This window comes from Candidatus Rubrimentiphilum sp., from assembly GCA_035710515.1.
Lineage (GTDB): Bacteria > Vulcanimicrobiota > Vulcanimicrobiia > Vulcanimicrobiales > Vulcanimicrobiaceae > Rubrimentiphilum.
Genome location: DASTDE010000004.1, coordinates 458,797 through 470,568, shown reverse-complemented (window position 1 = coordinate 470,568; position 11,772 = coordinate 458,797). Strand labels below are relative to the sequence as shown.

Genomic DNA, 11,772 nt, shown 5'->3' with positions numbered 1-11,772 from the left:
GCGAGCCTTCGCCGCGGGCACAACGGCCCCTTGGCGCATTTCTGACCTCTTAGCGAAAGGTTTGCACTAAAAGATGCTCGCCACAAAGACGGATCGATTTGCCGCCGCGGTCTCGCGCCTGGGATCGGAAAACGCCTTCGAAGTACTCGCGCGCGCCCGAGCCTTGGAAGCGCAAGGCAAGCGTGTGGTTCACATGGAGATCGGCGAGCCGGATTTCGAGACGCCGAAGCACATTAAAGAAGCGGGCATCAAAGCGATTCTCGAAAATCACAGCCATTACACGCCTTCGGCCGGCATCGTCGAACTGCGCGAAGTCATCGCGCAATACGCGGCCAAGTTTCGCCACGTCGAGCCGTTCACGGTGGAAAACGTCGTGCTTTCGCCGGGCGCCAAGCCGATTATCTGGAATATTTTAAGCGCTCTCTTGAGTCCCGGCGACGAGTTCGTCTATTTTGAGCCGGCCTATCCCGCTTACCGGTCGTGCGCGAACTATCTCGGCGCCAAAGCCGTCGCCATCCCGTTGCTCGAGGAAAAGAATTGGCGGATGGATCTCGACGAACTCGAGCGCCGCGTCTCGGACAACACCAAAGCGATCATGATCAACTCGCCGCACAACCCGACCGGCGGCGTCCTGACGAAAGGCGACCTCGAGCGCATCGCCGACATGGCCAAGCGCCACGACTTTCTGGTGATCGCGGACGAAATCTATAGCCGCAACTTCTACGATCGCGAATTTCATTCGATCGTCACCGTGCCGGGGATGCGCGAGCGCACCATCGTAGTCGACGGCTTTTCAAAAGCCTACGCGATGACCGGCTGGCGACTCGGCTACGCGATCATGGATCCCGAAATCGCCAAAATCGTCACGCTCTTCAACAACAATACATTTTCGTGCGTGGCCAGCTTCGTGCAGCAAGCCGGCATCGCCGCGCTGACCGGCCCGGATGAACCCGTGCAGCGCATGAACGGCATGTTCCGCGAACGCCGTGACGCGATCGTCAAAGGCTTGAACCAAATCGACAACGTGTCGTGCACCATGCCCGAAGGCGCGTTTTATGCGTTCCCCAACGTCACGAAGATCACGTCGGACGACAGGGCGCTGGCGGCATACTTGTTGCAAGAAGCGGGCGTTGCATGTTTGGGAGGCTCGGGCTTCGGCGCCGCGGGCAAAGGGTATCTGCGCTTCTCGTACGCGGCTTCGTTAGACGACATTCACTACGCGCTCGAGCAGATGGCCAAGGCAATTCCACAATTTAAGGGCTAGTCGTGATTCGCCCGGATCCGCCCGAACCAAAATACTGGAAGGCCCTCGTCGGCTGCCTGATCTTGGCAATTCCCACTGGCTATATCACTCACGCAGCGATCCCGATGTCGCCGTTGTGGTTCTGGCTCGGCCTTGCAATACTCTTGGCTTTCCTGGGTGCCTACAGCATGCACCGGAAAGCGCGCTACGACGCCAGCGCACAGTGGCAAATGAATTTTTCGCAGATCGATCGCGCAACCTACATTCCGCCAAACGTCCAAGTTCGCGACAAATAGGGGATTAACGTGAACAAAGCTCTCGCCGGTCTTACATTTATTGCCATGCTATCCGGACTTGTTCCGAGCGCAGTCTCTGCGGCAACGTTCCCCGATCCGGTTGAGGGCACGTACACGATTCCGAACTTCAAGTTCGACGACGGCGAGACGCTGCCGGCGCTAAGCATTCATTACTACACGATCGGCACGCTGCGGACGGATGCAAACGGACGGACAAATGCGGTGCTCATCATGCACGGCACAGGCGGTTCGGGCCGGCAGTTCCTCACACCGCCGGAACGGTTTGCGGGCGTACTTTTTTCGCCGGGTGGTCTGCTGGACGCGAGCAAGTACTTCATCATTCTTCCCGACGACATCGGACACGGAAAGTCGAGCAAGCCCAGTGATGGACTGCACGCGAAATTTCCGAAATACGATTACACCGACATGGTGACTGCCGAACACGCGCTCGTAACGGACGGTCTCCACGTCAACCACTTGCGCCTCGTGATGGGAACGTCGATGGGGTGCATGCACAGCTGGATGTGGGGCGAGCTGTATCCGGCGGCCATGGATGCTCTGATGCCCTTGGCGTGCCTGCCGATTCAAATCTCCGGGCGCAACCGCATTTGGCGGGACATGTCGATGAACCTCATCACTTCGTCGCCAGATTACGACAACGGCGATTACACCAAGGAGCCATTCGGCTTAAAAGCCGCAAACGATATTTCGTGGTTCGTCGGCAGCGCGCCGCTCTACGATCAATCGATCATGCCCTCTCGCGATACCGCCGATGCATATTTCAACTCGCGGCTTGCGCAGATTCCCGCAGCTCTAGATGCGAATGACGAGTTGTATGCACTGGCAGCTTCGCGCGATTACAACCCGCAGCCGCTGCTCGGCTCGATTCAAGCGCCCGTCATGGCAGTTAACTCGGCGGACGATCAAATCAATCCGCCGGAACTGCATATCGTCGAGGGGCTCATCGGAAGAGTCAAACATGCGCACTTTGTTCTCGTGCCGATTTCGATGCAAACACGCGGGCACGGGACGCACACGCTGCCGCTTGTCTGGGGCAAATATCTGAAGCAGCTCCTGTCGGAGAGCGCGCACTAACCAAGATAGGCCGTAGGACCTATTCCGCGTTGTAGGGCTTAGCCCATGACATTTCAAAGCGCTCGCAATGACAATACGACGAGTTCTCATTATGGTCGCGGTCTTCGTAATGGGTATGGGGACAGCGCATTTGCTGGAATCTCCGAAGGCATTTGCCGACACGTTCGCATTAGGGCGCGGGCAAGTAAAAGCGGATTGTCCGGCACCCGTTGCACCACGCCCGCAGTATGTTGACGTCAGCGATGCTACGGCGGTTGCGAGATACGAGTGCCTTTGGGATCCTCCGTACATGTGTCCGCCCGGCTTCAAATTTGCAACCGGGGGACCCCGGGACTACGGATTCCTCAATCTTCCGGATGCAGTCGGAATAAAGTGGACCTGCCAACAAGTAAAGGTAGCCAAGAACTGACCTACTAGCGGCTGAGCCTCATACCGTAGGTGATGCCGTAAACGAAAAGTGCGGTGATCGAAAGGGCGATGCTGACGAAGGTTATCCATTCCACCTGACCGTGAAAGGCAAACTGGTTTATCAGCCCAAGGGCAACCGCTGCGACCAACAGCAGCTCGCCGAAGCGCCCAAATCGGGTCGGTAAATCATGGGACATAGAGATATGCCGCCGTTGCAAGTTCGCCGTTGATTTGACCGGCGACTCGACTCGAGTCTTGGCCGTGCGGTACCGCCAAGTTGTTTAAATAGAAACAAAACGCGATGTGCCGCCCCGAAGCGGTTGTCATGTAGCCCGCGAGCCCCTTACCCGTAACCATCGCGCGTTGATTGAGCGCGTCGCCGACGCCCCAGGTACCGGTCTTCGCATGAACTTTGCCGCGGGCCGGCGAGTTATTGGCGATGTTGAAGAGCGTGCCATCCATGCCCAACACCGGCAGCGAGCTGTAGAGCGTCTCAAAGAACGGCTGCGTTCGCAGATATGCCAAGTACTTCACCATGAACTGCGGTTGAATAAACGCATTGCCGCCTAAGCCGTCGTTCTGGACGATTTCGCCCGGATCCAATCCGGCTCGCTGAAAGAAAGCGCGCTCGAGATCAAAACCCGCGCGTAGCGTGTGTTTTGGGGACCATAAATACGGCATCATAGACGCGTGCAAGTTGTCGCTGACCTTGAGCGTCACTTTGACGTCTTGGCTCAACGGCGGCGAAAGATGCGTTGCGATGATGTTGGCATCTACTTCTGAAGCAGCGTTCGCCGCGGTCCCGCCGGCACTCGGGCCGATCGCGACGCTAGCGTTCTGCAACGCCGTCGTTAAGGCAACTTCGGCAAATCGACGCGGCGACGGGACGTCGTACGCATAGAGAATCGGCGGAGAGCCGGCGGGCAACGAACCGGTTATCGTTACCGTCCTCATGCCGGCTGCGTCGGCGACACCGTCGGGAACGGAGATGTTGCGATCGCTGCCCGCCGCACCGGTTGTCGCTTTATTAATGAAGACCGCGTACGGCGTTTGCGGTGAAACCGCGATGGTTACCGGATCGCCGGGTCGCGTGCCCGGACTGACGGTCACGTCCACAATATTGTCGTTGACGACAATTGAAGAGACAATGACGCCCGTTCCCGACTCCGGATAGCCTCCCGGAAACAGGGCGTCATCGACGATAACCTGTCCGGTAACTTTCTTGATGCCGCGCGCGGCGATCTGCGCAGCGAGATCGTTGATGACCGCCAGCGGATTGCCAGGCACAGCTTTGGTGTCGGGCGATCCGTCGTAGGAATGATCCTCGTTTTCGAAAGCCATCGTGCCGTCCAGCTGAATTCGGCCCGACAGGTTCGGATCGCCGGATGCCTGCAGAATAACGTCGCCTTGCAGCGTGCCGCTCGCATCGATCGGGCCGTTACGGTACACATTCGTACGAAATCGGTAGTCCGGACCGAGAAGCGCAAGCGTCGTGCCTTCGGTCAGCAACTTCGTCGTTGACGCCGCAACGAAGAAACGCTGCGCGTTGAGATCGTAGATGGTTTTGCGAGCATCCAGATCGTAGATCGCGACTCCGAATTGCGAGTTGGGATAGCGGTTAACGATGGCTTGAATTGCGCTCGCGAGCGAGGGCTTGGCTTTGGCCGGCGCTGCCAAAGCGGGCGACACGGAGCAGCAAAATGCCAGCAGAATGAGGGTGCGCTTCATCGCGGGGTCTTGCTTTGCTCCGGTCGAAGCCCCTGCGCATGCTGCCGGTCTCACGGTTAAGCGGTGCGAAGGTCGTGAAGTCGATCTGTCCATATTGCGCGGTCGGCTGCGGCCAGAATGTCTACGTCAAAGACGAAACGATCGTTCAGATCGAAGGCGATCCCGACAGCCCGATCTCGCGCGGCCGCCTCTGCCCCAAAGGCGCCGCCAGCCTTTCGCTCGTTCAAAACCCGTTCCGCGAATATAAAGTAAAATACCGGCGACCGTACGGCACGCACTGGGAAGAGCTCCCGCTCGAACGCGCGATGGACATGATCGCCGATCGCGTGCTGAAAACGCGGCGCGAGACGTGGGAGGCGACGGACGGCGAAGGCCGCCCACTCAATCGCTGCGCCGGAATCGCCCATCTCGGCGGCGCGACGCTCGATAACGAAGAGAACTACCTGATGAAAAAACTCTACACGGCGCTAGGCGTCGTGCAGGTTGAAAATCAGGCCCGAATATGACATAGCTCGACGGTTCCCAGTTTGGGAACCTCGTTCGGACGCGGCGGCGCGACGACATTCCAGCAAGACCTGCAGAACTCCGATTGCATCGTGATCATGGGGTCCAACATGGCGGAGAACCATCCGGTTGGTTTCCAATGGGTCATGGAAGCGCGCGAGCACGGCGCGAAAATCATCCACGTGGATCCGCGCTTCACGCGCACCAGCGCGATGGCAAATTTGCATGTAGCGATCCGTCCCGGCAGCGACATCGCGTTCCTGGGCGGCATCATCCATTACATTCTCGAGAACGACCGCGCATTCAAAGACTACGTCGTCAACTACACCAACGCGCCGGCGATCCTGCGCGAAGATTTCAAGGACACGGAAGATCTCGACGGCCTCTTCTCGGGATGGAATGAAACCGGCTATTCATTGGAAAGCTGGCAGTACGAGGGCACGCAGGACAAAACGCTCCAACATCCGCGCTGCGTCTATCAAGTGCTCAAGCGCCACTACGCGCGGTACACGCCCGAAACCGTCGCGGAGATCTGCGGCGTCGCGCCCGCTCGGCTGATCGAAGTAGCCGAAGCGCTTTGCGCTAACAGCGGGCGAGAGCGCACGTCCGCGTTCTGCTACTCGGTCGGCTGGACACAGCACACGACCGGAGTCCAAGTAATTCGCGGCGCCGCAATCATTCAATTGCTGCTCGGCAATATTGGAAGGCCGGGCGGCGGAATTATGGCGTTGCGCGGCCATGCGTCGATTCAGGGCTCAACCGACATCCCGACGCTCTTCGATCTCTTGCCGGGATATATCTCAATGCCGCGCCCGGACAAGCATCCTAATTTAAAGCGGTTCATCGAGATCGAAGGCGCCAAAAAGGGCGGCCATTGGGGAAACATCGACACGTACCTCATCAGTCTGCTCAAAGCGTGGTTCGGCGAACACGCGACGGCTGAAAATGACTATTGCTTCGACTTGCTGCCGCGCATCAACGGCGATCATTCAACCTTCCGCAGCGCCATCGACATGCTCGACGGAAAGGTCAAAGGCTTTTTCTGCGTCGGCGAAAATCCGGCGGTCGGGTCAGGCAATTCGGGCTTGCACCGCCGCGCGCTCGCGAACCTCGACTGGCTGGTCGTACGCGACTTTACCGAGACCGAGAGCGCGGCGTTCTGGCATGATTCACCTGAGATCGCTTCCGGCGAGTTGCGGACTGAGGCGATCAAAACCGAAGTCTTCTGGATGCCGGCTGCCGCTCATGTGGAAAAACCCGGCTCGTTCACCAACACGCAGCGGCTCTTACAATGGCACCACAAAGCAATCGAGCCCAAAGGCGAGGCGCGCTCCGAGCTGTGGTTCTACTATCACTTAGGAAAACGGATCAAGGGCAAGATCGCGCAACAAACCGACCCGCATTCGGATCCGGTCCGCTTTGTGACGTGGGAGTATCCCGAACGCGGCGAGACACGCGAACCCGATGCAGCGGCAGTGTTGCGCGAAATTAACGGCTGGGACGCAAACGGCAAAGCGCTTTCCGGTTACGGCCAGCTCAAAGCTGACGGCACCACGTCGTGCGGCTGTTGGATCTATTCCGGCTGCTACGAGAACGAACAAAACCAAACGGCACGACGCAAAGCGGGAAGCGAACAGCACTGGGTGGCGCCGGAGTGGGCATGGGCGTGGCCGGCAAACCGGCGGATTCTGTACAATCGCGCGTCGGCGGATCCCGACGGCAAACCGTGGAGCGAACGCAAGAAATACGTCTGGTGGGACGAGGAAAAAAGCGAGTGGACCGGCCTTGACTCGCCCGACTTCGAACGGAATAAACGCCCCGATTACGTTCCGCCCAGCGGCGCCAAAGCACAGGATGCCATTGCCGGCGATCATCCGTTCATCATGAAGGACGACGGACTCGGTTGGATCTTTGCGCCGAACGGTTTGCTCGACGGTCCGCTGCCCGCGCATTACGAGCCCCACGAATCACCCGTGCAAAATCTCTTGTATTCGCAGCAGCAAAACCCGTGCCGTGAAGAACTTCCGCACGCGTTTAATGAATCGAATCCGTCGCCCAGCGAACGGCACGGCGGCGCCTTTCCGTTTGTTCTCTACACGTATCGGCTCACCGAACATCACACTGCCGGCGGCATGACTCGAACCGTTGCCCATTTGAGCGAGTTGCAGCCTGAGTTGTTCTGTGAGGTCAGTCCGGCGCTCGCGCAACTGCGCGGTCTCGCGCACGGCGATTGGGCGACGATCTCTACCGCGCGCGCCGTAATCGAAGCGCGCGTCATGGTGACCGACCGCATCAAGCCGATGCGCGTGCAGGGCAAAGAACTCCATTCGGTTGGCTTACCGTATCATTGGGGATCGCGCGGCATCGTGACCGGCGATTCCACCAACGATTTGCTGCAGCTCACGCTCGAACCGAACGTGCACATCAATGAAACCAAGGGTTTGACCTGCAACATCATGCCCGGGCGCCGGCCGCGCGGAGGTCGCTCGTGAGCGACTTCATCGATCTGACTTCGGAACAAGATCGCATGGGATTCTTTACCGACACGACGCTCTGCATCGGCTGCAAAGCCTGCGAGGTTGCGTGCAAAGAGTGGAACCGCTTGCCCGCAGACGGTTACGAATTCACCGGCGAGTCGTACGACAACACCAAAGAACTGAACGGCGAAACCTGGCGGCACGTAGCGTTCATCGAGCAGTTCGATAAACGAGCGGATACGGGGCGCTGGCTGATGGAGTCCGACGTCTGCAAGCATTGCACGCAGGCGGGTTGCTTGGACGTCTGCCCTACGGGCGCGATCATTCGCACCGAGTTCGGCACGGTTTTCATTCAACCGGACATTTGCAACGGATGCGGCTACTGCGTGGTGGCCTGTCCGTTCGGTGTGATCGGCGAAAAGCACGAAACCAACACGATGGCCAAATGCACGCTGTGCTACGACCGTCTCAAAACCGGCGAACAACCGGCGTGCGCGAAAGCGTGTCCTACCGAATCGATCCAGTTCGGCGCAGTCGACGAATTACGTGAACGCGCCGAAAAGCGCTTGGAGAACGTCCAACAGCGATTCGACGGCGCGCAGCTCTACCTCAATGATCCGAACGATGGAATCGGAGGCGGCGGTTCGATCTTCTTACTGCTCGATAAACCCGAGGTCTACGGACTGCCGCCGGATCCGATCGTGCCGACGCGCGACTTGCCCGAGCGCTGGCGAACTGCCGGAATCGCTGCCGCACTTCTGTTTGGCGCCGTCGCACTTTGCGCGAGCATACGCAAATGAGCGAGAACGGGTACTACGGACGGCCTGTCGTCAAACCGCCGGCTTGGACCGACTTGATTCCCCTGTATTTTTTCGCGGGTGGCATGGCGGGAACGGCGGCCACGCTCGGCGTGGCCGAGCGAATTGCGGGAAACGAACGTTTGGCGCGCACGATGATCCTCGGAGCAGCTGCCGGTACGGCTCTCAGCACCTATTGCCTGATCGCGGATCTCAGAAGACCCGAACGCTTCCTTAATATGGTGAAGCACTTCAACCCGACGTCGCCGATGAGCGTCGGCGTTTACATTTTTTCCGCGTTTACGGGTTCGGTGTTCTTCGCCGCCGGGTCGGAGCTCACCGGCGTCGCGAAACCCGCCGGCCGATTTTTCGCAACGATCGCCGGACTGATTGGCCCAATGATGTCGGTCTACACCTCGGTGCTTGTCGGCAACACGGTCATGCCCGCGTGGCATTTGCCGCGTACGACATTGCCCGCGCTCTTCGCAGCCACTTCGGCTTCGAGCGCGGGCGCATGGGGAATGCTTTTCGGACCGGCGCGCAAGAGCGGGTCGGCGCGGCGTCTTGCCATGCTAGGCGGGACGGCAACGGTCGCTGCGTTACAAGCCGTGTATCAGGAGCTTGGGCCCGTGCAAGTCGAGCCGTACAAAAAAGGCGAAGCCGGCGCGCTTGCCCGCACCGCTCGCATACTTAACATCGGTGGAATGGTGTGCGCAAGTTTTGCGAAGAAGTCCGATACGCTCGGTCGCGTTGCCGGAGCTCTACTGCTCGCGGGCGGTTTAGCGGAACGGTTTGCAGTCTATCGCGCCGGCTGCGCTTCCGCTAAAGATCCGAAATATACTATTGCAGCTCAGGCTAAGTGAGCTTCATTGCGCGCTTCACATCCGCCAGCGTTTTCGCGGCGAGTCCCCGGGCGCGCGCCGTGCCTTCGGCAATGATGCCCTCAACGTACGCTTTATCGGCAGCAAACAGCTTGCGCCGTTCGCGTAATGGCTTCAGGAATTCGTTGAGCGCTTCGGCGAGGTCGCCTTTGTCCTGAACGCAGCCCAATGCACCGGAGCGGCAGTCGCGTTCGACGATCGCCGTGTGCTGCGGCTTGACGAACTTCCATAGCGAAAACACCGGACAAATCTCCGGGCGGCCGGGATCGTTGCGGCGAATTTTTTGCGGATCGGTCAGCATGCCGCGAACTTTTTCGGTCGTGGCCGCGTCGTCGTCACTGAGCAAAATCACGTTGTTATAGGACTTGCTCATTTTGCGCCCGTCCGTGCCCGGAACGTCGGGGAAGTTCGACAGCATGGCTTTGGGCTCGACCAGAATCTCCTCGCCGCCGCCGTAGAGATAGTTGAAGCGGCGCACGACCTCGCGCGCGAACTCAAGGTGCGCAACTTGGTCTTTGCCGACGGGCACGAGCTCGCCGTGGAAGATCGCAATGTCGCAGAGTTGCAGCAGCGGATAGCCCAAAAACCCGTAGGTCGCGATCTCCGGCCCGATCTCCGCGATCTGTCCTTTGTACGTCGGCACCCGTTCGAGCCACGAAATCGGCGTGATCATGCCGAGCAGCGTCTCGAGCTCGGATATCTCGGGAATGCCGGACTGCAAATAGAGCGTGGATTTTTTTGGATCGACGCCGGCGGCCAGCCAGTCCACCACCATCTCGTTGCGCGCATCACGAATCGCCTGCGGATCTTCGAATCCGGTCGTCAGCGCGTGCAAATCCGCGATTTCAAAGAAGGCATCGGCTGTGTCGCAATACTTCACCCACTGCGTCAGCACGCCGACGTAGTGTCCGAGATGCAAATTTCCCGTCGGGCGCATGCCGGACATAACACGGGGACGCTTGGTGGTAGCGGTCGTCATCAGAAGGCGGTTTGCAGTGAACCGAAGCGCGTCCCTGCTGCAATTTTTTTGCGCACGTACGCGCGCGCGTTTTCGATCGCGTCCGCCAACTCCCGGCCGAGTGCAAGTTCGCAGGCCAGCGACATGGCCAGAACGCACCCGGTGCCGCGCATATTTCCCGCCAAGCGCGTGCCTTCGAAGACTTTCGTCTCCGACGCCGTTGCTAAGACATCGGCGGGATCTCCGGCAAGATGACCGCCCTTGACCAAAGCGGCCCACGCGCCGTTTTCGACGAGATCGCGCGCCGCCTGCAGCATGGTCTCCAGATCGTGCACCGGTTTCAGATGCAACAGGAGCGCAACTTCGTCCAGATTCGGCGTGACGACGACCGGCAAGCGCAGCAACCGCCCGCGCAAGTCATCAAGGTAGGAGGCGTTGGTCCAGAGCACTTCGCCGGTCGAAGCGCCGAGCACCGGGTCGACGACGATAGGCGTGCGATCGCGCGACGCCAGGAAATCGCTGACGATCCGAATGTTTTCGCTGGAGATCAGCGCGCCGATTCGAAAGGCGGCGATCTCCGGCGGAAGTGAGTCGAGCTGCGCTTGCACGACGCGCCCCGGCATTGGAAGCACTGCGCGCACCTGGAGTGCATCCTGCGCGGTCACGCCGGCCACGGCAACGACGTGCTGCAGGCCGTATTCGGCGGCGACGCGTGCATCGAGGCCGACGCCGGCAATGTTCCAGGGATGCGTAGCCCCGATCGACGCGACGATCGCGCTCACGGCGCGGACTCCCATATCCGGACCAGTTCAGCCGCGGCGGCGGCCGGATCGGCGGCGCTTGAAAACGCCGAAATCATCGCGGCCATCGCGACGCCGGTCGCCCGGACCGCGGGCAGATTCTGCAGATTGATTCCGCCGATCGCCGCGACCGGGAGCGTTGTCGCGGCGGCCACCCGTTTCAATCCTTCGATGCCGATCGGCGCTCCGGCGTCGCTCTTCGAGCCGGTTGCGAACACCGAGCCGACGCCCGCGTAGTCGGCGCCGGCAGCCTGCGCGGCTTGCGCTTCTTCCGCTGTGCCGCATGACAGGCCGATCAAGCGATCGACCAGGTTCGTACGGATCGTGGCGATCTGCTCGACGCTCGCATCGTCTGGGCCCAAGTGCACGCCGTCGGCGTCGAAGCTCTGAACTGCGCGCCAATCATCATTTATAATGAAGAGCGCGTTCCGGCTGCGTGTCAGGAGCCGCAGATCCGAAGCGTGCTCCTTCACGACGCCGCTCTTTGCGCGGTATTGCACGATGCGCACGCCGCCATCCAAAATCGCGCGCGCCAGTTCGAGTATGCCGCGTTCCTCGTTGAGGATCGCATAGATGCCGCGCAAG

At 59.8% G+C, this 11,772-nt stretch carries 11 protein-coding genes and 1 pseudogene; 7 read left to right on the top strand and 5 right to left on the bottom strand.

The window, feature by feature from the left end:
* The first annotated feature begins 73 nt into the window (after positions 1–73).
* From VFO29_11340 to VFO29_11325, 4 genes are all read left to right on the top strand, one after another.
* On the top strand, positions 74–1,264 hold the full coding sequence (locus tag VFO29_11340) for a pyridoxal phosphate-dependent aminotransferase (GenBank protein HET9394097.1): 1,191 nt from the start codon (positions 74–76) through the stop codon (positions 1,262–1,264).
* A gap of 2 nt (positions 1,265–1,266) precedes the next feature.
* Positions 1,267–1,539 carry a hypothetical protein gene (locus VFO29_11335; protein ID HET9394096.1) on the top strand — a complete coding sequence of 91 codons (273 nt, stop codon included), beginning with the start codon at positions 1,267–1,269 and terminating at the stop codon, positions 1,537–1,539.
* A gap of 9 nt (positions 1,540–1,548) precedes the next feature.
* Entirely contained in the window at positions 1,549–2,634 is a 1,086-nt protein-coding gene (locus VFO29_11330; GenBank protein ID HET9394095.1) for an alpha/beta fold hydrolase, read from the top strand.
* 67 nt (positions 2,635–2,701) lie between these two features.
* Positions 2,702–3,043 (top strand): hypothetical protein, encoded by a 342-nt coding sequence (locus tag VFO29_11325; GenBank protein ID HET9394094.1) that lies wholly within the window; start codon positions 2,702–2,704, stop codon positions 3,041–3,043.
* Positions 3,044–3,047: 4 nt separating this feature from the next.
* Here the strand turns inward: VFO29_11325 and VFO29_11320 are convergent, their stop codons facing one another.
* Positions 3,048–3,239, bottom strand: a complete 192-nt coding sequence (locus VFO29_11320) for a hypothetical protein (GenBank protein ID HET9394093.1) — start codon at positions 3,237–3,239, stop codon at positions 3,048–3,050.
* Entirely contained in the window at positions 3,229–4,770 is a 1,542-nt protein-coding gene (dacB, locus tag VFO29_11315; GenBank protein ID HET9394092.1) for a D-alanyl-D-alanine carboxypeptidase/D-alanyl-D-alanine-endopeptidase, read from the bottom strand. The genes VFO29_11320 and dacB overlap by 11 nt, the downstream gene beginning before the upstream one ends.
* 68 nt (positions 4,771–4,838) lie before the next feature.
* Between dacB and fdnG the strand changes: the two are divergent.
* The 3 genes and pseudogenes from fdnG (at position 4,839) to nrfD (ending at position 9,411) form a co-directional block, all read left to right on the top strand.
* Positions 4,839–7,766, top strand: a pseudogene (fdnG, locus tag VFO29_11310) (formate dehydrogenase-N subunit alpha).
* Positions 7,763–8,551 (top strand): 4Fe-4S dicluster domain-containing protein, encoded by a 789-nt coding sequence (locus tag VFO29_11305; protein ID HET9394091.1) that lies wholly within the window; start codon positions 7,763–7,765, stop codon positions 8,549–8,551. The pseudogene fdnG and the gene VFO29_11305 overlap by 4 nt, the downstream one beginning before the upstream one ends.
* A complete protein-coding gene (gene nrfD, locus VFO29_11300) occupies positions 8,548–9,411 on the top strand; it encodes an NrfD/PsrC family molybdoenzyme membrane anchor subunit (protein HET9394090.1) in 864 nt (287 codons plus the stop codon). The genes VFO29_11305 and nrfD overlap by 4 nt, the downstream gene beginning before the upstream one ends.
* Here nrfD and trpS read toward each other — a convergent pair.
* Genes trpS through thiE form a run of 3 tightly spaced genes read right to left on the bottom strand, consistent with a single transcriptional unit; the run spans position 9,404 to position 11,771 of the window.
* A complete protein-coding gene (gene trpS, locus VFO29_11295; protein HET9394089.1) occupies positions 9,404–10,408 on the bottom strand; it encodes a tryptophan--tRNA ligase in 1,005 nt (334 codons plus the stop codon). The genes nrfD and trpS overlap by 8 nt on opposite strands.
* Positions 10,408–11,184: a bifunctional hydroxymethylpyrimidine kinase/phosphomethylpyrimidine kinase gene (locus tag VFO29_11290; protein HET9394088.1), complete on the bottom strand. Its 777-nt coding sequence runs from the start codon at positions 11,182–11,184 to the stop codon at positions 10,408–10,410. The genes trpS and VFO29_11290 overlap by 1 nt, the downstream gene beginning before the upstream one ends.
* On the bottom strand, positions 11,166–11,771 hold the full coding sequence (gene thiE / locus VFO29_11285; GenBank protein HET9394087.1) for a thiamine phosphate synthase: 606 nt from the start codon (positions 11,769–11,771) through the stop codon (positions 11,166–11,168). Before thiE ends, VFO29_11290 begins: the two co-directional genes overlap by 19 nt.
* Between the last annotated feature and the right edge of the window lies 1 nt (position 11,772).